This window comes from Streptococcus pseudopneumoniae, from assembly GCF_001076775.1.
In the GTDB taxonomy this organism is placed as follows: Bacteria; Bacillota; Bacilli; order Lactobacillales; family Streptococcaceae; genus Streptococcus; species Streptococcus pseudopneumoniae_G.
In genome coordinates this window covers 46,871-68,029 of the sequence record NZ_JVGV01000027.1, presented here as the reverse complement: position 1 = coordinate 68,029, position 21,159 = coordinate 46,871, and the positions used below count along the sequence as shown (strand labels likewise).

The following is a 21,159-nucleotide window of genomic DNA, read 5'->3' as shown; positions in this document are numbered from 1 at the left end:
AGGAGAGACAGATGGGAAAGACAATTTTACTCGTTGACGACGAGGTAGAAATCACAGATATTCATCAACGTTATCTGGTTCAGGCAGGATATCAGGTTTTGGTGGCCCATGATGGGGTAGAGGCCTTAGAAATCTTCAAGCGAAAACCGATTGATTTGATTATTACAGATATCATGATGCCTCGGATGGATGGTTATGACTTGATTAGCGAGGTCCAGTATCAATCTCCAGATCAGCCTTTTCTCTTTATCACGGCTAAGACCAGTGAGCAGGATAAGATTTACGGCCTAAGCTTGGGGGCAGATGACTTTATCGCCAAGCCCTTTAGTCCACGTGAGCTGGTTTTGCGTGTCCACAATATCTTACGTCGCCTTCATCGTGGAGGTGAGACAGAGGTCGTCAGTCTCGGGGATTTACGGATGAATCACGGTAGTCATGAGGTCCAAGTCGGAGATGTGGCGCTTGATTTGACAGTCAAATCTTTCGAACTTCTATGGCTTTTAGCCAGCAATCCAGAGCGAGTTTTTTCTAAGACAGACCTCTATGAAAAGGTCTGGCAAGAAGACTATGTGGATGACACTAATACCTTGAATGTTCATATTCATGCTCTGCGACAGGAGTTGGCTAAACATGCTAGTGCAGAAACGCCGACCATCAAAACTGTTTGGGGCTTGGGCTACAAAATTGAGAAAGCACGAGGTAGTTAATGAAATTAAAAAGTTATATTTTAGTGGGGTATGTCATTTCAACACTCCTAACGATTATCGTGGTTTTTTGGGCCATCCAGCGAATGCTAATTGAAGAAAGAGAGATTTATTTCCTAGTGGGTATGACTCTCGTGGCTAGTTTTATCGGTGCTGGGATTAGTCTCTTTCTCCTATCGCCAGTCTTCACTTCATTGGGCAAACTCAAGGAACATGCCAAGCGAGTAGCGGACAAGGATTTCCCTTCAAATCTGGAGGTTCAAGGCCCTGTAGAATTTCAGCAATTAGGGCAAGCTTTCAATGAAATGTCCCATGATTTGCAGGCGACATTTGATTCCTTGGAAGAAAGCGAACGAGAAAAGGGCTTGATGATTGCTCAACTTTCGCATGATATCAAGACCCCCATCACTTCGATCCAAGCGACGGTAGAAGGGATTTTGGATGGGGTTATCAAGGAAGGAGAACAGGATCATTATCTAGCAACCATTGGACGCCAGACTGAAAGACTCAATAAACTGGTTGAGGAGTTGAATTTTTTGACTCTAAACACAGTTAGAAATCAGGTAGAAACGACCAGCAAAGACAGCATTTTTCTGGACCAGCTCTTGATTGAGTGCATGAGTGAATTTCAATTTTTGATTGAGCAGGAGGAGCGAGATGTCCACTTGCAGGTAATCCCAGAGTCTGCTCGGATTGAAGGAGATTATGCTAAACTTTCTCGTATCTTGGTGAATCTGGTCAATAACGCTTTTAAATACTCAGCTCCAGGAACCAAGCTGGAAGTGGTGGCTAAGCTGGAAAATAACCAGCTTTCAATCAGTGTGACTGATGAGGGACAGGGGATTGCCCCAGAGGATTTGGAGAATATTTTCAAACGCCTTTATCGTGTCGAAACTTCGCGTAACATGAAAACAGGTGGTCATGGCTTAGGGCTTGCGATTGCGCGTGAATTGGCCCATCAATTAGGTGGAGAAATCACAGTTACCAGCCAGTACGGCCTCGGAAGCACCTTTACCCTCCTTCTCAACCTCTCTGGCAGTGAAAATAAAGCTTAAAACCCCTTTACAAATCTAGCCATTCATGGTAAAATGGATTTTGTGCGAAATATCAGCAGGAAAGCATGAAGCTCGTCAACAGGTGTCTTATGATAAGTAACCTTGGCTGTTTAGGCGAAGGGCATCTGCACGAATCAGGGCTTTCTAAGTGACTATTTCCACCGAAATATTATTTATATCAGGAGGACATTCACATGTCACGTTATACAGGACCATCTTGGAAACAAGCTCGTCGCCTTGGCCTTTCACTTACAGGTACAGGTAAAGAATTGGCACGTCGTAACTACGTACCAGGACAACACGGACCAAACAACCGTTCTAAATTGTCAGAATACGGTTTGCAATTGGCTGAAAAACAAAAACTTCGTTTCACTTACGGTGTAGGTGAAAAACAATTCCGTAACTTGTTCGTACAAGCTACAAAAATCAAAGGCGGAATCCTAGGTTTCAACTTCATGCTTCTTTTGGAACGTCGTTTGGATAACGTTGTTTACCGTCTTGGCCTTGCGACTACTCGTCGTCAAGCTCGTCAATTCGTAAACCACGGTCACATCCTTGTTGACGGAAAACGCGTTGATATCCCATCATACCGCGTAACTCCAGGTCAAGTGATCTCAGTTCGTGAGAAATCATTGAAAGTTCCAGCAATCCTTGAAGCAGTAGAAGCTACTCTTGGACGTCCAGCATTCGTATCATTCGACGCTGAAAAATTGGAAGGTTCATTGACTCGCTTGCCAGAACGCGACGAAATCAACCCAGAAATCAACGAAGCACTTGTCGTTGAATTCTACAACAAAATGCTTTAATTTTAAGATATATCTTACAGAAAGCCTACAACAGTGGGCTTTTTGCTTTGTCTTAAAACGTTGATTTCTGGGTTTGTCATCATTTTTGTCATCACTTATAACGAACTCACAGCTTTCTCATAAAATGAGACGGCTGTTTTTTCTTTTTCTTTGGAGAGATGACTGTAAGTGTCCATAGTCATAGCTAGTGTAGAATGACCTAGACGGTGTTGCAATTCTTTATACGGTATTCCAGAGTTTAGCAAAAGACTAGCGTGTGTGTGTCTAAAACCGTGGAAACCAATATTAGGTACACCAGCATGTTTGAAACGTGTGTTTAAACGAGTGGCTAGTGTTTTATTGTTTGGGTATTGAGGGAATCAGAGAAGTTTAAACGTCTGTCATTTTAAATTTGATGTTTATAAAATGATTAGCAGATAAGAAAAGGAACAACTTGCCTTAGTTGCTTTCAGAATGACAAGGAGATAAGAGAGATAAAACGCTTCTTAATTGCTTATTTAGTGGTATGAGAGTAGTCTTAAAGTAAGAGTGAACCAAGAGAAAATAAAAAAGCACCTAGAATAATCTAAGCGCTCAAGAGTAGTGGACGGTGTGCCTGTCCCGTCATCTCATACTATGAAGTTGCGTAGCGACACTATCATTTCTACCTCACTTCTCTTTAAACTAATTATACTATAAGGAATACCAGCGTGACCACTAACCAAGTAGAAAAGAAACTAAAAAGCATTAAAAATTTTGATAAAGCAATTCAGAGACTAGACTTAGACTTGAAGATAAGTGATTGTATGATGTAGGACGTGAGATATTCGCAAGACGATTTATAGATAGATTAAAGCTATTTCAGTTATATGAGGTACTGGTCAATTTTATCAGTAATTTCAACTTTCTTGATTTCATCTTCAAAGAGTTTAATCCATCTGGTTCCAGAATTAACGGATAATCCATCAAGTTCTTCATCATAGACATCTTTGTCTTCGTAAAGAGCTACGCCTTCAAATATTTGGCCATCAATATCGGTGATTCTGACAACCTTGTTATTAAATTCTATAAGTTCCAACAGTCTCTCCTTTAATGCTACTATAGTCTGTTATATTATTGGAATTCCTTTAACATAAGCTTCTTTGGCTTCTGCAAGTGTCATTTCATTAGGACCACCATCTATATTAGTTTCTCCTGTATTTTGCCACTGACAAACGTCACAGATATCATACACTGCTGTAACAGTACCACATACTGGACAATGGACATATTCGCTGCCGTTAATGATGATTAAATTCTTTTTTCCAGTCTTATTCATTTAAGGTTACTCCCAACACTATACAAATATATTAGCTATTTCTATACACTTGCTTTTTCAATATCATTGATTGTAATTGTAATGCTATCCCAGTCTTTCGGGGAATCTCCTATGTCAGCAATAAAAGTATCTTCACTTAACTTTTCGACAATTGTCGCCGTTTGACCGTTTTTTAACAACACTGTATCAAATTCTCGAATTTTTACGATTTTTCTCCTTGCGTAAGCTTCTTTGGCTTCGGCGAGAGTGATCTTATTCGGGCCACCGTCTATATTTATAATACCTGTATTTTGCCAACGACAGACGTCACAGATATCATAGTCCATAACTTCAGTTCCGCAAACAGGGCAATTTAACCATAAATATCCATCAATTACCCAAGTCTTTTTTGATCTATCCATATAAATCCCTCCTCCATAAACTCGCCAAACCAGTCTTTTTGGTGAACCGTGAGTATCAACCCGCCTTTCCATCATTATACTGCAAACCGAGGGGGATTACTAATAATTTAGTGTGTTTTCTAGATGTGGTATGATAGTATTATTAGGTAATAAAAAAAGGACGTTTGACCGTGCTAGTTTCTTGCCTGCTGAACTCAAGCACAGCCTGCGGCTAGCTTCCTAGTTTGCATTTTGATTTTCATTGAGTATAAGAAATCAAATCATGAAAATTAAAGAGACAGTAAAGGATACTTACCATTTTCTAAAAAGCTATTGTAATGGTATCTTGTGGATTGAATATTAGGATAGGAAAGTTTATAATGAAGTTAAAGTAAAGGAGGTTTCGTTCTAGATATGATGATACCACCAAGCAAAGAGTTATTGATTTTTTATAATCAAATTGATGAGTGGGTAGACCAAGTTTATCCAGACCAGGATAAACCTACTGTATCATTTAAGAAAGACACTCCACAATCTATTTTAGATTTATTTGATAGTATTAAATCTGAAATGGGTTTTGATTACCAAGAACATAAGTATTAAAATAATAATTATGGATAAGTTAAACACGAAAAATAAGATAATTGATGTTTATAAAATAGCGCATCGTCTAGTTTCTATTACTGTTGAAAATCCTGATTTTTCAGATTTGAAAATCAATCATTTTGTAAGAATTGGGGAAAAAGAGTATAGGGTACACAGTGTCCCTATGATTCATTCAATTCCATTTAGTTTAGATACTTTTACAATTGACTACACAGAGGACGACTTGGTGAATAAAGTGGCTGTATTTACGCATAGGGAAGTATCTAAAGATGATTAAAATTTCAATTAGTTTATTGCTGGATGCGATTGAAGATAACATCAACGACGAAGAACTTCAATCTATCGATTTCGAGAGTCATATTAGAAAAATTACAAAAGAATTCCAGGGAGAAAATGGTGAATTCTTAGTAAAAGAAGAAGCGTTTGAAACACTCCCTTTGGACAGAGATAAAAAGGATAAAATCATTGAGCAAATAAAACAGAATAGTCAAAATGTTTTCGAAGACGATTTCGATACCTTGTTGCAATTATATTTTTGAGAGTCAAGAATAATTCCAGTACCTTATTTTACACTAAATAGAAAATGATAAAGATTGATAAACAAATTATTACGATGTACAAAATAGAAGATGGAACCTCTAAGAGGCAGTGTTCTATTGTGAGTGGAGGTTGTAAAGGTATTGCAACTATCGATAAAACTACTTTGGAATATAGCTATGTTGGAGATGATCTAGGACAATTCGCTTCGTTTGTAAAAGATACTTTAAGTAAAAGTATTAAGTTAGGAAAAGAATTGCCAGATAAGTTTTCGTATGACTTTGGATAAGTTGTGGAATATCTTATATAGGAGAATCAAGATATATTATGGCGATATTTGATGATTTACGAGCATTGTATGACAATGGTTGGGACGCTTCTTTTGATTATAAGGGTCAAGTATGTGGTATTTTTCCTAATTCTGTTTATGACATTGTCGTCGTACTTGGAGATAATAAATTTAAAGTGTCATCTTTTGATGAGTTAATTTCTTTACAGATTAACGGGAAAACTTTGCTGGAAATCATGAGTGAGGTGGAAGTGCAATATGGTTGAAGGACACTAGAGAAAAAGATAGACAATAAATTCAGATGCACAGATTGAAAGTTGAGAAAAAAGTGCTATAATGAAGATATGAAGGATAGAGGTTGAGAATCTGTCACCAACGCGCCACTTATAGTGGGTCGAGAAATGCAGGAGCCCCGACAGTCCTGCCTATCCTTGCAAATAAATCAGCCCTTAGCTATGAATCTAGGGGCTTTTTGCTTTGTCTTAAAACGTTGATTTATGGGTTTACTTAGATATTTGCTAGTAAGATTATTTGTGTATCTAAGTCTATCTATACCAAGAATTAAGCGATGTTGATGATATAAATCTGGTATGATATAATATTTTGGCCCCCTCAATTTAATGAAGGGAGGTGTTGCCGATGTTAGAAATTATCATCACAATTTTTCTAGCACCCTTAGTAGTCAATATTTTGACAACCTTGTTTGAGAAATGGCTTAACTCACGCAAGAAATAACCTTTAAGGGGCAATAAGCCAAAAAAACCTCAACGCGGGAACGTTGGGGCTTTTTGTTGCCTTGTTAGACAATTATCATCACTATAATCCAATTCTAACACAACCCCTCCGATATTTCAAGCTTTTGTTTTGATATTCCTCAGAGTGTGTTTGTGGCTTGAGTCAGCTTCACTGAAATTAGCACACACGCTACTAGCCTCCATTCTACAGCAAAGAAATCAACTCTTTTCTAGGGGATTTCCGTCCTCATTTTGCTCTTTTGTGCTAAAATAGATTTATAAATTGAAAATAAGGAATGTTTATGAAATCGGGTAATGGTTTTTGGAAAGGCTGTCTCTATTTTTGGGGCTTCTTGTTCTTATTGGGCCTTTTGGTTCAATATGCTCTTCCGCTTGCGGCTTGTGTACTGCTAGGCTATGGTGGTTATCGCCTCTATAAACGTTGGCGCTATCCTCTTTTGCAGGATCGTTCGCTCGATGATCGGATTGAGCTTTTAAAAGCTCGGATTCGTCAGGCGGACAAGGATATTCAGCAATTAGAGGGAACTTTAGCAGAAAAAGGCTCAGAGTCCTATAAGAGTCTGGCTAATCAAGTATTAATCGAACTGCGGGAAATCCATCAGGAGGCGGATCGTCTCAAGTCCTATATCGATGCTGATGTCTACAACCGTATTGACAAAAAGGTTCGTACAGTAAGGGCAAACATCGATGTTCAGCTAGAACGTTTGGATAGAGAAAGTCAGGTAGATCTTGAGAATGCAGAGCCAGAGGAACTAGCTCCAGAATTATCCCAGACCTTGGCCAATATTGCTATTGACCATCAGGCAATTTTAGACAAGATTGCCACCTCTGCCGAGGGGGATAAGGAAGAATTGACTGCCATTCATAGTTTGAAGATGGAGAAATTCCAAACGATTCTAGAAGGCTATTTAAAAATTAAGGCCAATCCGAAGAACTATAATCGAGCAGAAGAACGCTTAGAGCAAGCTAAAGCAGCTATCGAACAATTTGATCTTGAGCTGGACCAGGTGTTGAGAGAACTCAATGAAACAGATATGCGTGATTTTGATATCAGTTTGCGTATCCTAGAAAAAGATCGTAAAGAATAGGTTAGAAACAAAGGAGTAACCATGACAGAATTTAATTTTGATATTGACCAGATTGCCAATAATACGGTAGCTAAGGTGGATAAAACAACCCAAATCATCGAGACAAATACTGGCTCAGACAAGACCTTGACCTTCCTTGAAAAGTTGAGCCCTGAGCAGCAAGAAGGAATCAAGGCGCACGTGCCTCAGTTAGTAGACCAGTTTGTCACCAATCAAAATGCACTTTTGGATTTTGGCCAATCTGCTGTAGAAGGTGTGAACAATACAGTTAATCGTATCTTGTCAGAACAAAAGAAACTACAAATTCCCCAAGTGGATGATCTTCTCAAGAATACCAACCGTGAGTTGCAAGGCTTTGTAGTCAAATACAAGAACGCTGAAATTGCTGAGTTAGAAGAGAAGCCAAACTTTTTGCAACGATTGTTTAACAAGAGCAAGAATACCCTACAGGAATTTTACTTTGACTCAAAAACAGTGGAGCAAAAGCTGGATGGTATGGCTGCCGCAGTGGTCAAGCAAGAAGATGTGCTAGCTCGAAATATCGTCTCTGCTGAGATGTTGATTGAGGACAATACCAAATCCATTGAAAATCTAGTGGGAGTGATTTCCTTTATCGAAGCCAGCCAGACAGAAGCTGGCAAGCGCGCTGCCGAACTAAAGGCCCAAGTTGACCAACTCGATACAAGTACGGTAGAATACCAAACCAAGTCACAAGAATTGGCCCGCATGGCTGAAGTGGTTAATACCCTTGAACAACAACACACTGAGTATGTCAGCCGTCTCTATGTTGCCTGGGCAACAACACCTCAGATGCGTAATCTTGTGAAGGTGTCATCTGATATGCGCCAAAAATTGGGCATGCTTCGTCGCAATACGATTCCCACAATGAAGCTTTCCATTGCCCAACTTGGTATTTTGCAACAATCCATGAAATCAGGTGTCGTGGCAGATGCCATTGTCAATGCCAATAATGCTGCCCTTCAGATGTTAGCTGAAACCAGTAAGGAAGTGATTCCGCAGATGGAAAGAATTGCCCAAAGCCCGACAGTCGCTGTTGAGTCTGTTACAAAACTGGCTGAAAGTCTGGTCGCTCAAAACCAAGGTATCGTCGCAGCTATTGAATTGGGACGTCAGAAACGTGCCCAACTAGAAACAACCATCGTCAAGTCCGCAGAAATGATCAACGATTCTGTCAAACTACGCGATGAGAAAATCGTCCAAGCCCTTCTAGACCAAGGAAAGGCCGCCCAGAAAGAAGTACAAGAATAATACACAAGTCCCCTGTAATGTAGATTTGCAGGGGATTTTAGATTCTTTCTATATATTAGAGCCTCTATTTTATTTCACAAAAAATGTAGTCATTCGGTTGATTTTTATTGCAATGTACTGAAATTAACAAAAAGAAAAAACGCTGATTAAGCGTTTTTCTTCTGTATTGATTCGTATTGAATGCTTACTTAACTTCTGTAAACACAACGTGTTTGCGAAGTTTTGGTGAGTATTTCTTCAATTGAAGACGGTCTGGAGTGTTACGTTTGTTTTTAGAAGTAAGGTACAAGCGTTCACCAGATTCTTTGTGTTCAAGTGTAATATTTACGCGCATGGTATCTCCCTTCTATTATTCAGCTGATGCAGCTTTAGCGATTTTACGTCCTTTGTAGTATCCTTTAAGTGATACACGGTGAGAACGTGAGTAATCTCCAGTAGTTTCGTCAAAGTTTACAGATGGAGCTGTTACTTTGTAGTGTGTACGACGTTTGTTTTTCTTCGCTTTTGAAGTGCGACGTGCAGGTACTGCCATTTTGATTTCTCCTTTAGGTATTTATATTCGATTCAATCTACTGATTTTCATCAACCATACTAGGATAACACATTTTTTTTGTAAAGTAAAGTTACTTGACAAAAAAAGATGAAAAAATTCTTCTGTCAGACCTAGCAGACAGGAAAAGATGTTAAATATCAATCTCAAATGGTTCGTCAATGGTTTCTGATACGTATTTTCCGTCTTTTTTCCGTTGCTTGACACACTCTGTGAGGAGATATTCGATTTGCCCATTGACTGAACGAAAGTCATCTTCTGCCCATGATGCGAGTGCAGCGTATAACTTTGTTGAGAGTCGAAGGGGAATCTGCTTTTTTTTAGCTTCAGCCATCTTTAGTAAAGACTTCCTGTGTTGACAATTGGTTGTGCATCATGATTGCCACAAAGAACGACTAGGAGATTTGAAACCATGGCAGCTTTTCGTTCTTCGTCAAGCTCTACCAATTCCCCTTCATTAAGCCGTTCTAGTGCCATTTCGACCATTCCTACAGCACCATCTACAATCATCTTACGGGCATCAATAATGGCAGAAGCTTGTTGACGTTGAAGCATAACAGCTGCAATTTCTGGAGCGTAAGCTAGGTAAGTAATACGCGCTTCAAGGATTGCCAAGCCAGCATCCTCAACACGACTTTGGATTTCTTCACGAATACGGTTAGCCACAATTTCGCTAGAGCCACGGAGACTACCTTCGTCTGCTTGCCCGTCACCCGTAGTATCTACATTAGGAGACACATCGTAAGGATAGATGCGGACAATATTACGGAGGGCGCTATCACATTGTAATGAAAGATATTCTTTATAGTTATCAACGTTGAAGACTGCCTTAGCGGTATCGACAACTCTCCAAGTTACCGCGATACCGATTTCTACAGGGTTTCCTAGACAATCATTGATTTTTTGACGGGAATTGCTCAAGGTCATAACTTTGAGGGAAATCTGTTTCTTGCCAATTTCAAGATTTACATCATTGCCATTTGATGATTTCATCCCTGAAAAAGGAGATTTTGTGCTAACATCACCACTTTGTCCAAGTCGAGTGTGGTTTGCAGGGTTGACTGCTACGCTGAAGGGATTGACAAAGTAAAAGCCAGGTTCTTTGATGGTACCTGTATAGTTACCAAAGAGTGTCAGAACCATAGCCTCCTGAGGTTTGACAACTTTTAAACCAGCATGAGTTAGCGTTGCAATTACGATTAGTAAAGGTCCGATAATAATTCCAAAAATGTTTTCCGAACCAACACCCATTTTAAATATAAAGATACCAAGTACGATTGTCAACTCAATGAGAATCAATGCTAATACACCATTTGGTTATGAATTGATTAGTTTTTCAGTCATAAGAATGACCTCTGTTATTTGATATCTAAATGATATCATTTTGTTTTTAAAAATTAATAGAAAGTTGACAAATAATCACTAAAAAGTTTCAGCCCAATAATTACTTATAGGAAGTGAGATTATATTGTGCTGAAATACTCTTTTATTCTTATAACTTTTACACTATAATTGTAGTTAGAAAGGAAGAGAAATGTTTGATTATAGAGCACTAGTTATTTTGATGACTTTGATGGATCATTGTGAGCTATCATTATATGAATTATCTGTTAAGGTGAGCTTACCTATAAAGGAAGTCAAAGAAGGAATAGATTATTTAGTGCCTTATCTAGCTAATAAAGGGATAGTGCTGGATAAAAAACAAGGTCGCTATAGTTTATCAAATCGTACGAAGCAGTCTTTGACAGATATTATTAAGTCGGATGAATTGGTTTTACCAAAGTCGACTCGCTTAGCATTAATCTATCTTTACACTTTTTGCCGATTAGATTTTATATCGAATAATCATTACCAAGACTTTTTGAAAGTAAGTAAGAATACAACCTTATCTGATATTCAATCATTAAGAAAGATTATGTTGGATAATGATTTGGAGCTAGGGTACAGTAGAGCAAAAGGTTATACTTTACACGGTTCAGAGTGGAATAAGCACCGTTTAGCTTTTCAAATGGTTAGTGAGTTGCTGGAATCCTCCATAGGGATTTGGGGGTTGGATTATGTTTTATCCAGTTGGGGGTATTCATTAACTTATGATTTGATTGATCAGGTAGTTAAAGATTATTATGAAAAGCTACAGATAGTACCTATTGTTAATCAATTAAAAGTTTGCCTTTTCGGTTTAGTATTCATTATATGTAGGTATCAAAGGGATGTTGAAAGAGTATGTCTTTCAGAGACATTAGTATCTCCTATTATTCAAGATATAACGACTATTTTATTAGATACAGTAGTTGATTTGGGAATTATAGATACGGTATTTTCAGAGGATGATTATCGCTATGTCACAGTTTTATTATCAAGTTGCTTTGAAGGTGAAGTAGATGTTGCTCCGGTTTACTTTAATCAATTAACAGAGGCTATTATAAGTAGAATGGAAGATATTTCTTTGTTACATTTTAAACAAAGAGAAGTATTGAGAGAAAATCTTCGCCGCCACCTTATACCGGCTTACTATAGATTAAAGTTCGGCTTACCTAGTTCAAATGAATATGTGTTGCATGTTAAAGAACATTATCCTGATTTATTTGAACTAGTAAAAGGTTCTTTGACTCCCTTGATGGACGCTATTGACAAGCCCATACCTGATAGTGAAACAGCATATTTTGTTATCCATTTTGGAGGATATTTAAAGAAAGCAGACAATTTGCCTCAAAAATGTTATAAAGCAGCAATTATCTGTCCTAATGGAATTAGTTCTTCATTGATGATAAAAGAGAATCTATTAGCATTATTCCCTCAAATTGAGTTTATAGGAACCTCAAAGATTGATGATTTATATGCGAAAACTAGTAGTGACTATGATATGGTTTTTTCTACTATAAAGGTGGATACAGAGAAGCCAAATTATCTAGTTTCCGTTATGATGACTGAAGAACAAACAACTCAATTAGTTGAATTGGTATCAAAAGATTTTCCGGATACAGGTTATCAAGATATTGAGCTGAATCAGATGATTAGTATAGTAAGACGATATAGTGTAATCACACAAGAATTAGAGTTGAAATTAGCATTAAAGCGATATCTCTATCAAGAAATGAATAGAAAGGAAATGTTACCATTGTTAGAAGAATTAATTACAAAAGAAACTTATCAGGTTAGTTCGGAAAAATTAGGATGGAAGGAGGCAATTCGTTTAGCAGCTAAACCGCTTTTGGATCAACATAAGATAACTGAGAACTACCCTGAGGCAATGATTCAAAAAGTAGAAGAGTTTGGGCCTTTTATTAATTTAGGGAAGGGAGTAGCAATTCCTCACGCTCGGCCAGATGAAGGTGTGAATGAAATAGGAATGTCAATGTTAGTTTTGGAAGAACCGATTTATTTATTGGATAATCCAGAACAAGAGGTAAGATTGTTGATTTGTATTGCAGCCATTGATAATGAGAGTCATTTAAAGGCTTTGTCACATTTAACAACAATTTTAAGAGATAAAAATCATGTTCAAACTTTAATATCATCAAAAAACTATGATGACATTGAAATGATAATTAAACAGGAGGATTAGATAATGTTAAAAATTGGTACAGCTTGTGGTTCAGGATTAGGTTCAAGTTTTATGGTACAGATGAATATTGAATCTGTATTGAGTGATTTGAATGTTTCAGATGTAGAAGTTGAACACTATGATTTAGGTGGAGCAGATCCAAATGCAGCTGATATTTGGATTGTTGGTCGTGATCTAGCTGATTCAGCTAGTCATCTTGGAGATGTTCGTATCTTAAATAGTATTATTGATATGGATGAACTACGAGAATTAATTACTAAACTTTGTGAAGAAAAAGGACTTATTTAGGAGGCTAGCGTCATGATGAAGTTCATATTGGATATTGTTAGTACACCAGCTATTTTAGTAGCTTTAATTGCAATCTTAGGATTAGTTCTTCAGAAGAAGAAATTACCTGATATTATTAAAGGTGGAATTAAGACCTTTGTTGGTTTCTTAGTTGTATCTGGTGGTGCAGGAATTGTACAAAATTCTTTGAATCCATTTGGTACCATGTTTGAACATGCTTTTCATTTATCTGGAGTTGTACCGAATAATGAAGCAATTGTAGCTGTAGCTTTAACCACATATGGCTCAGCTACTGCAATGATTATGTTTGCAGGTATGGTATTCAATATCTTAATTGCTCGTTTTACTCGATTCAAATATATCTTTTTAACAGGGCACCACACTCTATATATGGCGTGTATGATTGCGGTCATTTTATCAGTTGCTGGCTTTACAAGTTTGCCTCTTATCTTACTAGGAGGATTAGCACTCGGTATTATTATGAGTGTTTCCCCAGCATTTGTGCAAAAATATATGGTTCAATTAACTGGAAATGACAAGGTGGCTTTGGGTCATTTCAGTTCTTTGGGATATTGGTTGAGTGGTTTTACTGGTAGCCTTATCGGTGATAAATCAAAATCAACAGAGGACATTAAATTTCCAAAGAGTTTAGCTTTTTTACGTGATAGTACTGTTAGTATTACTTTATCCATGGCAGTTATTTACATTATTGTAGCTATCTTTGCAGGGTCAGAATATATAGAAAAAGAAATCAGTAATGGTACAAGTGGTCTAGTTTATGCTTTACAATTAGCAGGTCAATTTGCAGCAGGTGTATTTGTTATTTTAGCAGGTGTTCGCCTTATTTTGGGTGAAATTGTTCCAGCCTTTAAAGGTATTTCAGAGCGTCTTGTACCTAATTCAAAACCTGCTTTGGATTGTCCGATTGTTTATACTTATGCACCCAATGCAGTTCTAATTGGATTTATCTCTAGTTTTGTTGGTGGTTTAGTAAGTATGGCAATTATGATTGCTTCAGGAACGGTTGTTATTTTACCAGGTGTTGTGCCTCATTTCTTCTGTGGAGCGACTGCAGGTGTCATTGGGAATGCATCTGGTGGTGTTCGTGGAGCTACTATTGGAGCATTTTTACAAGGTATTTTAATTAGTTTTCTTCCAGTCTTTTTAATGCCAGTTTTGGGAGGACTTGGTTTCCAAGGGTCAACTTTCTCAGATGCAGATTTTGGTCTATCAGGAATTATTTTAGGAATGTTGAATCAATTTGGCTCACAAGCAGGCATTGTTATTGGTCTTGTTCTTATTTTAGCAGTTATGTTTGGAGTATCCTTTATTAAAAAGCCATCTGCAAAGGAGGAATAAGGGATGATTTTAAGTGAAAATAGAGAAGATGAGTTAAGAAAATTTGCGACTAAAATCCGATTAAATACTCTTAGAACATTGAATCATCTTGGATTCGGTCATTATGGAGGGAGTCTGTCTATAGTAGAAGTTTTAGCAGTGCTTTATGGTGAAATAATGCCGATGACTCCAGAAATATTTGCATCACGAGATAGAGATTATTTTGTTTTATCCAAGGGACATGCTGGACCGGCTTTATACAGCACACTCTATTTGAATGGTTTCTTTGACAAAGAATTCTTATATTCTTTAAATACAAATGGAACCAAATTACCGTCTCATCCTGATAGAAATCTAACGCCGGGCATAGATATGACAACTGGCTCTTTAGGACAGGGAATTAGTGTTGCAACCGGACTTGCATATGGTCAGAGAATAAGAAAAAGTCCCTTTTATACTTATGCTATTGTTGGAGATGGTGAGTTAAATGAGGGACAATGTTGGGAGGCTATACAGTTTGCTTCTCATCAACAGTTATCTAATTTAATTGTATTTGTAGACGATAACAAAAAACAATTAGATGGTTTTACAAAGGATATTTGTAATCCAGGTGATTTTGTAGAAAAATTCTCAGCATTTGGATTTGAATCCATTAGGGTCAATGGTTCAGATATTAGAGAAATTTATGAAGGGATTGTCCGATTAAAACAGTCAAATGATTCATCCCCTAAGTGTATTGTATTAGATACTACTAAAGGTCAAGGAGTTCGAGAGCTGGAAGAAATGAAATCCAATCATCATCTTCGCCCTACTGTAGAGGAGAGACAAATGTTAACTTCAGTTGTAGAAAGATTAAGTCAGGAATTGGAGGAAACAGAATGATGAGAAGTACGAAAGAATTACGACATGTGTATAGAGATTTCCTTCTAGAGGCTAACCAAAGTTATTCTGATATAGTAGTTTTAGAAGCAGATTTGTCAAGTTCTATGGCTACTAATAATCTTGAAAAGGACTTTAGAGACCGTTATGTGAATGTTGGAATCATGGAAGCAGAAATGGTCGGGCTTGCAGCAGGTTTATCTATTCAGGGGTTTAGACCTTATCTTCATACATTTGGCCCTTTTGCTTCACGAAGAGTATTTGATCAATTATTTATTTCTCTTGGATACGCACAATTGGATGCCACTGTGATTGGATCAGATGCAGGAGTAACTGCAGAAATGAATGGTGGGACACATATGCCATTTGAAGAAATTGGATTGTTACGTTTAATTCCTAAATCAATCATTTTCGAAGCAACTGATGATATCCAATTTCGTGAAATCTTGAACCAGACATTAGACTTAAAAGGACTAAAATATATTCGAACAATTAGAAAAGCTCCAGAGGCTGTATATCAAGGTGGAGAAGATTTTTCTAAAGGCTACATTGAGTTAAGACACGGTGAAGATGTTGTAATAGTTGCTTCTGGCATAATGGTTGCTCCAAGTATTCGAGTTGCGGATGAACTGTTTAAATTAGGTTATTCAGTAGGTGTGATAGATTTATTTAGAATCAAACCGATACCAGAACAGATAAAAACAATGTTAAGTGGAAAAACTATATTTACTGTAGAAAACCACAATCAGATAGGTGGAATTGGCAGTGCTTTATGTGAATTATTCTCTGATGATGGAATAACAAAAATTCATCGGATGGGTGTTCAAGAAAGATTCGGTCAAGTAGGGAAAATGGATTATCTTCTTAATGAATATGGTTTGAGTGAATCGAATATAAAAGAGAAAGTTCTAGAGTTTTATAATGCAAGATAGATGTTAAATACACTTATCTGAAAGAACTTCTGTAAAAATTACATTACGTTATTTAAAGCAAGCGGATTAAAAGCATATTCTGGTAATCAGAAAGTGCCCTGATCCGCTTTGTTGTTTTTAATTTAAAATGTTTATATGTGTATAGAATTTTCTGAAAATTCAAGAATTTTCTTCTGTTCATTGCCTTTAAAATGTGCTATAATAGTAAAAACTGAAATGGGAGGGATAAGATGACTGAATTAGATAAACGTCACCGCAGTAGCATTTATGATAGTATGGTTAAATCACCAAACCGTGCCATGCTTCGTGCGACTGGTATGACAGATAAGGACTTTGAAACACCGATTGTGGGGGTTATTTCGACTTGGGCGGAAAATACACCATGTAACATTCACTTGCATGATTTTGGGAAATTAGCTAAAGAAGGTGTAAAATCAGCAGGTGCTTGGCCTGTGCAGTTTGGGACAATTACCGTAGCGGACGGAATTGCTATGGGAACGCCAGGTATGCGTTTCTCTCTAACATCTCGTGATATCATCGCGGACTCAATCGAAGCGGCGATGGGGGGCCACAATGTGGATGCCTTTGTTGCTATCGGTGGCTGTGATAAGAACATGCCTGGTTCTATGATTGCCATTGCCAATATGGATATCCCAGCTATTTTCGCCTATGGTGGAACTATTGCACCGGGAAATCTTGATGGCAAAGACATTGACTTGGTTTCTGTTTTTGAGGGTATCGGAAAATGGAACCACGGTGATATGACGGCTGAGGACGTAAAACGTCTCGAATGTAATGCCTGCCCTGGACCTGGTGGCTGTGGTGGTATGTATACTGCTAATACCATGGCGACTGCTATTGAAGTTCTAGGTATGAGTTTGCCAGGCTCTTCATCTCACCCAGCTGAATCAGCTGACAAGAAAGAAGACATTGAAGCAGCAGGACGTGCTGTTGTTAAGATGTTGGAGCTCGGTCTCAAACCATCAGACATCTTGACTCGTGAAGCCTTTGAAGATGCCATCACTGTAACTATGGCTCTCGGTGGTTCTACAAATGCCACTCTTCACTTGCTTGCCATTGCCCATGCTGCCAATGTTGACTTGTCACTTGAGGACTTCAATACGATCCAAGAGCGTGTGCCTCACTTGGCCGACTTGAAACCATCTGGTCAGTATGTCTTCCAAGACCTCTATGAAGTCGGTGGTGTGCCTGCGGTTATGAGATACCTCTTGGCAAATGGTTTCCTTCATGGAGACCGCATTACATGTACTGGTAAGACTGTAGCTGAAAACTTGGCTGACTTTGCAGACCTTACACCAGGTCAAAAAGTTATCATGCCACTTGAAAATCCAAAACGTGCAGACGGTCCGCTTATCATCTTGAACGGGAACCTTGCCCCTGATGGTGCGGTTGCTAAAGTATCAGGTGTTAAAGTGCGTCGTCACGTTGGTCCAGCTAAGGTCTTTGACTCAGAAGAAGATGCGATTCAGGCAGTTCTGACAGATGAAATCGTTGATGGCGATGTAGTTGTTGTCCGTTTCGTTGGGCCTAAGGGTGGTCCTGGTATGCCTGAGATGCTGTCACTTTCATCAATGATCGTTGGTAAAGGTCAAGGAGACAAGGTTGCCCTCTTGACAGATGGCCGTTTCTCTGGTGGTACTTATGGTCTGGTTGTTGGACATATCGCTCCTGAAGCTCAGGATGGTGGACCGATTGCCTACCTCCGTACAGGTGATATCGTTACGGTTGACCAGGATACCAAAGAAATTTCCATGGCCGTATCCGAAGAAGAACTTGAAAAACGCAAGGCAGAAACAACCTTGCCACCACTTTACAGCCGTGGTGTCCTCGGTAAATATGCCCATATCGTATCATCTGCTTCACGCGGAGCCGTGACAGACTTCTGGAATATGGACAAGTCAGGTAAAAAATAAACTTAAAAAGCAAGCCAATCTCGGCTTGCTTCTTTTCATCTTCAAAAGTGATTTACCTGCTTAACGAGGTGGCAGTCCAAGGGCGATACGGCCGTAGCGACTGATTCGTGTGATCTTCCAAGCAGGCGACCAGGTAACTTCAACCTTGACATCTTCGATACCCTCGATTTGTTTCAGTCCTGCCACGATTTCGATAGGCAGACTTTCGGCGCAATCGCAGGCAGTATCTGTGAAGGTCATGACAATCTTGCAGAGACCCGTTTCGTCCAGATTGATTTCATAAATCAACCCTAGATTGTAAACATCTAATTCCACATCTGTATCAAAAACCTTCTCTAGTTTTTCGATAATTTGGTCTTTTAAGGCCAAAGCGCGGTCATTGATTTTGATATCGTCTCTCATTACAGTCCCTCCACATGATAAATATCCTCTATTTTCTCATAATTCTGACAATTTGGCAAGTTTTTGATGAATTTTCTGAAAAAATATGATAATATAAAGAAAATGCCGAATCAAGGGGAAGCCTATGGAGAAGATTGGAAAAGTCTTTAGACAATTACGAGAGTCAAGAAATATCTCGCTGAGACAAGCAACTGGAGGACAATTTTCGCCGTCTATGTTGTCCCGATTTGAAACTGGTCAGAGTGAGCTTTCGGTGGAAAAGTTTCTATTTGCTCTGGGAAATATATCTGCCAGTGTGGAGGAAATCCTCTTTCTTGCGAGAGGTTTTCAGTATGATACAGATTCTGAGTTGAGAAAAGAAATCAAAGATGTCTTGGATCCAAAGAATATAGCTCCGCTTGAGGACTTGTATCGCAAGGAGTATCAAAAGCATGCCCATTCTCAAAACAAACAGAAACATATTCTAAATGCCATTCTTATCAAGTCTTATATAAAGAGCATGGATGAAAGGGTAGAGTTAACGGCAGAGGAAGGGAGAGTTCTTCATGACTACTTGTTTTCTACTGAGATTTGGGGAATCTATGAACTCAATTTATTTTCAATCAGTTCTCTATTTTTATCTGTTTCTCTTTTCACTAGATATGTACGAGAAATGGTACGTAAATCTGATTTTCTAATGGAAATGTCTGGCAATAGAAACCTTTTTCATACTATACTATTGAATGGCTTTTTAGCTAGCATTGAGTGTGAAGAATTTACCAATGCCTATTATTTTAAACGTGTTATAGAAGAGCATTTCTACAATGAAAATGAAACCTATTTTCGAATCGTCTATTTGTGGGCGGAAGGTCTCCTTGATAGCAAGCAAGGTAGAGTCAAGGAAGGTCAGAAAAAGATGGAGGATGCTGTCCGTATTTTTGAGATGCTTGGTTGTAATAAATCTGCTGAATACTATAGAAATACAACCGATTGTTGAATATCTGCAAACTAAGAAAATAATTTAAAATTTTAAGCGATAGAACTGTTGGGCTCTCTCGTGTCACTGGAGAACTTCTATCGTTTCTTTTTGCTCATTTTATTTGTTGCATATATTCAAAAGTTTTTCCTCTATAATTTCTAAGTGCTATACTATAGTCATACTTCACATAAAACTTCTAACAAGAAGGGAGATTATCTATGAAACTATTGTTTAGAAATCAAGCTTATCGAATCTTAACTTTGTCACGATTCTTCAATGCTTTTGGTGCTTCGATTTTCAACCTGGTCTTTATCGTTTATGCATCGACCTTGCCACAAGCCTCTTTTGCGGTTGCTATGGCGAATATTGTCATGATTCTTCCGACTCTCTTTACAGTTTTTGTAGGGATTCGGGCAGATTACACGAGGGACAAGGTCAAATGGATGGTCTATAGTGGTTTGTTTCAGGCGGTTTTATTTTTTCTAGCAGCCCTAGTTGTTCAGCAAGCTAGTCTCTTTGCCTTTTCTAGCCTGTGTTTAATCAATGTCATTAGCGATGTCATCAGTGATTTTGCTGGTGGTTTGCGCATGCCTCTTATTAAGGAAAAAGTAGCTGAAGATGATCTGATGGAGGCTTATTCTTTTTCCCAGTTCATCACCTATATTTCAGCCATTGGTGGTCAAGCTTTCGGAGTCTGGCTCTTAGGCCTATCGGTCAATAATTTTTCTCTCGTTGCGGGAATTAATGCCTGTTTTTTCCTAGTATCAGCCGCTATCCTCTTTTTAGGAAAAAGCAAATTAAGCCTGTCAATTTCATCTGATGACGGTGAAATCCTAAAAAATGAGAAGCTTTCTATTAAAGAGCAGTTCCTAACAATTTACCGAAATTTACGTCTTGTTTTTCTTAAAGGTGGACAGAAAAACTTTGGCTTTATGCTCTTTGCTGTCTTGCTTATCAATGCCTTGGGTGGCGCTTTAGGAAGCATCTATAACATCTTCTTTTTGAGCCATTCTCTTTTGGACTTTTCTTACACAGAGGCACTATTTATCAGTCAATTCTGTGCTTTGTTAGCAATCATCATCAGTAGCCTTACGGGAAATGATTATTTTGGGAAGCAGTCCTTGCCTAGATTGATGATGTGGGTAACCGTAGGACTCAGTCTAGTTGGTCTAGCTAATTTATTCAATCAAGTCGTACTTGGTTTACTATTTCTCTGTTCAACTCTGTATGTGTCTGGTAAAGTTCAACCAAAGATTAGTGCCTTGCTCCTGAAAAATCTAGCTCCAGAGGTTCTAGCTCGTACCAGTAATTTTTTAGGTTTATTGTTTACTTTATCCATACCTGTGGGAACAGCTTGTTTTTCACTTATAGCTGTATGGAATATACAGTTGACTTGGATGCTATTTGTTGGTTTTTCCTTGCTAGCTATTCTTTTGACAGGTCTTAATCTCAAAAATGATATCTAATACTCTTCGAAAATCTCTTCAAACCACGTCAACGTTGCCTTGCCGTAGTACGGTTACTGAC

25 protein-coding genes and 2 pseudogenes are annotated in these 21,159 nt (G+C 38.2%); 18 read left to right on the top strand and 9 right to left on the bottom strand.

What is annotated here, in order from left to right; all coding sequences use genetic code 11:
- Positions 1-11: 11 nt before the first annotated feature.
- The 3 genes from ADJ60_RS08310 to rpsD all read left to right on the top strand — a co-directional run bounded on the left by ADJ60_RS08310 (position 12) and on the right by rpsD (position 2,565).
- The gene (locus ADJ60_RS08310; RefSeq protein WP_049544544.1) at positions 12-707 is read left to right on the top strand and encodes a response regulator transcription factor; all 696 of its coding nucleotides are present in this window, start codon (positions 12-14) and stop codon (positions 705-707) included.
- Positions 707-1,759 (top strand): sensor histidine kinase, encoded by a 1,053-nt coding sequence (locus ADJ60_RS08305; protein ID WP_049544543.1) that lies wholly within the window; start codon positions 707-709, stop codon positions 1,757-1,759. The genes ADJ60_RS08310 and ADJ60_RS08305 overlap by 1 nt, the downstream gene beginning before the upstream one ends.
- Positions 1,760-1,953: 194 nt before the next feature.
- Positions 1,954-2,565: a 30S ribosomal protein S4 gene (gene rpsD, locus ADJ60_RS08300; protein WP_000092756.1), complete on the top strand. Its 612-nt coding sequence runs from the start codon at positions 1,954-1,956 to the stop codon at positions 2,563-2,565.
- A gap of 95 nt (positions 2,566-2,660) precedes the next feature.
- Here the strand turns inward: rpsD and ADJ60_RS11205 are convergent.
- The 4 genes and pseudogenes from ADJ60_RS11205 to ADJ60_RS11760 form a co-directional block, all read right to left on the bottom strand.
- A pseudogene (locus ADJ60_RS11205) lies at positions 2,661-2,918 on the bottom strand (tyrosine-type recombinase/integrase); the annotation flags it as partial.
- A gap of 491 nt (positions 2,919-3,409) precedes the next feature.
- On the bottom strand, positions 3,410-3,622 hold the full coding sequence (locus ADJ60_RS08295; RefSeq protein ID WP_049544542.1) for a hypothetical protein: 213 nt from the start codon (positions 3,620-3,622) through the stop codon (positions 3,410-3,412).
- A gap of 30 nt (positions 3,623-3,652) precedes the next feature.
- Positions 3,653-3,862 (bottom strand): CPCC family cysteine-rich protein, encoded by a 210-nt coding sequence (locus ADJ60_RS08290; RefSeq protein ID WP_049544541.1) that lies wholly within the window; start codon positions 3,860-3,862, stop codon positions 3,653-3,655.
- Between the two features lie 215 nt (positions 3,863-4,077).
- Positions 4,078-4,263, bottom strand: a pseudogene (locus ADJ60_RS11760) (CPCC family cysteine-rich protein); the annotation flags it as partial.
- Positions 4,264-4,656: 393 nt separating this feature from the next.
- Between ADJ60_RS11760 and ADJ60_RS08275 the strand changes: the two are divergent.
- From ADJ60_RS08275 to ADJ60_RS08245, 7 genes are all read left to right on the top strand, one after another.
- On the top strand, positions 4,657-4,845 hold the full coding sequence (locus ADJ60_RS08275) for a hypothetical protein (RefSeq protein ID WP_080983373.1): 189 nt from the start codon (positions 4,657-4,659) through the stop codon (positions 4,843-4,845).
- A 10-nt stretch (positions 4,846-4,855) separates the two neighbouring features.
- On the top strand, positions 4,856-5,125 hold the full coding sequence (locus ADJ60_RS08270) for a hypothetical protein (RefSeq protein ID WP_049544540.1): 270 nt from the start codon (positions 4,856-4,858) through the stop codon (positions 5,123-5,125).
- Positions 5,118-5,387: a hypothetical protein gene (locus ADJ60_RS08265; protein WP_020900513.1), complete on the top strand. Its 270-nt coding sequence runs from the start codon at positions 5,118-5,120 to the stop codon at positions 5,385-5,387. The genes ADJ60_RS08270 and ADJ60_RS08265 overlap by 8 nt, the downstream gene beginning before the upstream one ends.
- 44 nt (positions 5,388-5,431) lie before the next feature.
- Positions 5,432-5,674, top strand: a complete 243-nt coding sequence (locus tag ADJ60_RS08260) for a hypothetical protein (protein WP_049544539.1) — start codon at positions 5,432-5,434, stop codon at positions 5,672-5,674.
- A 38-nt stretch (positions 5,675-5,712) separates the two neighbouring features.
- Entirely contained in the window at positions 5,713-5,940 is a 228-nt protein-coding gene (locus tag ADJ60_RS08255) for a hypothetical protein (RefSeq protein WP_000963920.1), read from the top strand.
- Positions 5,941-6,710: 770 nt separating this feature from the next.
- Positions 6,711-7,517, top strand: a complete 807-nt coding sequence (locus ADJ60_RS08250; protein WP_049544538.1) for a hypothetical protein — start codon at positions 6,711-6,713, stop codon at positions 7,515-7,517.
- A 21-nt stretch (positions 7,518-7,538) separates the two neighbouring features.
- Complete coding sequence (locus ADJ60_RS08245; protein WP_000134329.1) at positions 7,539-8,786, top strand: toxic anion resistance protein; 1,248 nt, start codon at positions 7,539-7,541, stop codon at positions 8,784-8,786.
- 184 nt (positions 8,787-8,970) lie between these two features.
- On the opposite strand, the gene rpmG is transcribed toward ADJ60_RS08245, so the two are convergent.
- The 4 genes from rpmG to ADJ60_RS08225 all read right to left on the bottom strand — a co-directional run bounded on the left by rpmG (position 8,971) and on the right by ADJ60_RS08225 (position 10,635).
- Positions 8,971-9,120 carry a 50S ribosomal protein L33 gene (rpmG, locus tag ADJ60_RS08240; RefSeq protein ID WP_001265622.1) on the bottom strand — a complete coding sequence of 50 codons (150 nt, stop codon included), beginning with the start codon at positions 9,118-9,120 and terminating at the stop codon, positions 8,971-8,973.
- 15 nt (positions 9,121-9,135) lie between these two features.
- Complete coding sequence (gene rpmF, locus ADJ60_RS08235) at positions 9,136-9,318, bottom strand: 50S ribosomal protein L32 (protein ID WP_000290417.1); 183 nt, start codon at positions 9,316-9,318, stop codon at positions 9,136-9,138.
- A gap of 151 nt (positions 9,319-9,469) precedes the next feature.
- Positions 9,470-9,670, bottom strand: coding sequence for a PTS ascorbate transporter subunit IIC (locus ADJ60_RS08230; protein ID WP_000796544.1), 201 nt, complete (start codon positions 9,668-9,670; stop codon positions 9,470-9,472).
- A gap of 2 nt (positions 9,671-9,672) precedes the next feature.
- The gene (locus tag ADJ60_RS08225; RefSeq protein WP_049544537.1) at positions 9,673-10,635 is read right to left on the bottom strand and encodes an SPFH domain-containing protein; all 963 of its coding nucleotides are present in this window, start codon (positions 10,633-10,635) and stop codon (positions 9,673-9,675) included.
- 235 nt (positions 10,636-10,870) lie between these two features.
- Here ADJ60_RS08225 and ADJ60_RS08220 point away from each other — a divergent pair, with 235 nt between their 5' ends.
- The 6 genes from ADJ60_RS08220 (at position 10,871) to ilvD (ending at position 18,272) form a co-directional block, all read left to right on the top strand.
- The gene (locus ADJ60_RS08220) at positions 10,871-12,901 is read left to right on the top strand and encodes a BglG family transcription antiterminator (protein WP_049544536.1); all 2,031 of its coding nucleotides are present in this window, start codon (positions 10,871-10,873) and stop codon (positions 12,899-12,901) included.
- A 3-nt stretch (positions 12,902-12,904) separates the two neighbouring features.
- Entirely contained in the window at positions 12,905-13,189 is a 285-nt protein-coding gene (locus ADJ60_RS08215) for a PTS sugar transporter subunit IIB (protein ID WP_000912476.1), read from the top strand.
- 12 nt (positions 13,190-13,201) lie between these two features.
- Entirely contained in the window at positions 13,202-14,548 is a 1,347-nt protein-coding gene (locus ADJ60_RS08210; protein ID WP_024056492.1) for a PTS ascorbate transporter subunit IIC, read from the top strand.
- 3 nt (positions 14,549-14,551) lie between these two features.
- Positions 14,552-15,409 carry a transketolase gene (locus ADJ60_RS08205; protein WP_000603569.1) on the top strand — a complete coding sequence of 286 codons (858 nt, stop codon included), beginning with the start codon at positions 14,552-14,554 and terminating at the stop codon, positions 15,407-15,409.
- Entirely contained in the window at positions 15,406-16,338 is a 933-nt protein-coding gene (locus tag ADJ60_RS08200) for a transketolase family protein (protein WP_000986407.1), read from the top strand. The genes ADJ60_RS08205 and ADJ60_RS08200 overlap by 4 nt, the downstream gene beginning before the upstream one ends.
- Before the next feature lie 230 nt (positions 16,339-16,568).
- Positions 16,569-18,272 carry a dihydroxy-acid dehydratase gene (ilvD, locus tag ADJ60_RS08195; protein WP_000137346.1) on the top strand — a complete coding sequence of 568 codons (1,704 nt, stop codon included), beginning with the start codon at positions 16,569-16,571 and terminating at the stop codon, positions 18,270-18,272.
- Between the two features lie 60 nt (positions 18,273-18,332).
- Here ilvD and ADJ60_RS08190 read toward each other — a convergent pair whose 3' ends face one another.
- Positions 18,333-18,674, bottom strand: a complete 342-nt coding sequence (locus tag ADJ60_RS08190; RefSeq protein WP_033681053.1) for a metal-sulfur cluster assembly factor — start codon at positions 18,672-18,674, stop codon at positions 18,333-18,335.
- Between the two features lie 124 nt (positions 18,675-18,798).
- Here ADJ60_RS08190 and ADJ60_RS08185 point away from each other — a divergent pair, with 124 nt between their 5' ends.
- Together ADJ60_RS08185 and ADJ60_RS08180 are read left to right on the top strand one after the other, a co-directional pair.
- Positions 18,799-19,650, top strand: a complete 852-nt coding sequence (locus ADJ60_RS08185; protein WP_049544535.1) for a helix-turn-helix domain-containing protein — start codon at positions 18,799-18,801, stop codon at positions 19,648-19,650.
- Positions 19,651-19,850: 200 nt separating this feature from the next.
- Entirely contained in the window at positions 19,851-21,098 is a 1,248-nt protein-coding gene (locus ADJ60_RS08180) for a transporter (protein WP_049544534.1), read from the top strand.
- Positions 21,099-21,159 lie beyond the last annotated feature (61 nt).

Coding starts and splice junctions, on each gene's coding strand:
- ADJ60_RS08310 (WP_049544544.1), top strand. CDS start 12: ATGGGAAAGACAATTTTACTCGTTGACGACGAGGTAGAAATCACAGAT.
- ADJ60_RS08305 (WP_049544543.1), top strand. CDS start 707: ATGAAATTAAAAAGTTATATTTTAGTGGGGTATGTCATTTCAACACTC.
- rpsD (WP_000092756.1), top strand. CDS start 1,954: ATGTCACGTTATACAGGACCATCTTGGAAACAAGCTCGTCGCCTTGGC.
- ADJ60_RS08290 (WP_049544541.1), bottom strand. CDS start 3,862: ATGAATAAGACTGGAAAAAAGAATTTAATCATCATTAACGGCAGCGAA.
- ADJ60_RS08275 (WP_080983373.1), top strand. CDS start 4,657: ATGATGATACCACCAAGCAAAGAGTTATTGATTTTTTATAATCAAATT.
- ADJ60_RS08270 (WP_049544540.1), top strand. CDS start 4,856: ATGGATAAGTTAAACACGAAAAATAAGATAATTGATGTTTATAAAATA.
- ADJ60_RS08265 (WP_020900513.1), top strand. CDS start 5,118: ATGATTAAAATTTCAATTAGTTTATTGCTGGATGCGATTGAAGATAAC.
- ADJ60_RS08260 (WP_049544539.1), top strand. CDS start 5,432: ATGATAAAGATTGATAAACAAATTATTACGATGTACAAAATAGAAGAT.
- ADJ60_RS08255 (WP_000963920.1), top strand. CDS start 5,713: ATGGCGATATTTGATGATTTACGAGCATTGTATGACAATGGTTGGGAC.
- ADJ60_RS08250 (WP_049544538.1), top strand. CDS start 6,711: ATGAAATCGGGTAATGGTTTTTGGAAAGGCTGTCTCTATTTTTGGGGC.
- ADJ60_RS08245 (WP_000134329.1), top strand. CDS start 7,539: ATGACAGAATTTAATTTTGATATTGACCAGATTGCCAATAATACGGTA.
- rpmG (WP_001265622.1), bottom strand. CDS start 9,120: ATGCGCGTAAATATTACACTTGAACACAAAGAATCTGGTGAACGCTTG.
- rpmF (WP_000290417.1), bottom strand. CDS start 9,318: ATGGCAGTACCTGCACGTCGCACTTCAAAAGCGAAGAAAAACAAACGT.
- ADJ60_RS08230 (WP_000796544.1), bottom strand. CDS start 9,670: ATGGCTGAAGCTAAAAAAAAGCAGATTCCCCTTCGACTCTCAACAAAG.
- ADJ60_RS08220 (WP_049544536.1), top strand. CDS start 10,871: ATGTTTGATTATAGAGCACTAGTTATTTTGATGACTTTGATGGATCAT.
- ADJ60_RS08215 (WP_000912476.1), top strand. CDS start 12,905: ATGTTAAAAATTGGTACAGCTTGTGGTTCAGGATTAGGTTCAAGTTTT.
- ADJ60_RS08210 (WP_024056492.1), top strand. CDS start 13,202: ATGATGAAGTTCATATTGGATATTGTTAGTACACCAGCTATTTTAGTA.
- ADJ60_RS08205 (WP_000603569.1), top strand. CDS start 14,552: ATGATTTTAAGTGAAAATAGAGAAGATGAGTTAAGAAAATTTGCGACT.
- ADJ60_RS08200 (WP_000986407.1), top strand. CDS start 15,406: ATGATGAGAAGTACGAAAGAATTACGACATGTGTATAGAGATTTCCTT.
- ilvD (WP_000137346.1), top strand. CDS start 16,569: ATGACTGAATTAGATAAACGTCACCGCAGTAGCATTTATGATAGTATG.
- ADJ60_RS08190 (WP_033681053.1), bottom strand. CDS start 18,674: ATGAGAGACGATATCAAAATCAATGACCGCGCTTTGGCCTTAAAAGAC.
- ADJ60_RS08185 (WP_049544535.1), top strand. CDS start 18,799: ATGGAGAAGATTGGAAAAGTCTTTAGACAATTACGAGAGTCAAGAAAT.
- ADJ60_RS08180 (WP_049544534.1), top strand. CDS start 19,851: ATGAAACTATTGTTTAGAAATCAAGCTTATCGAATCTTAACTTTGTCA.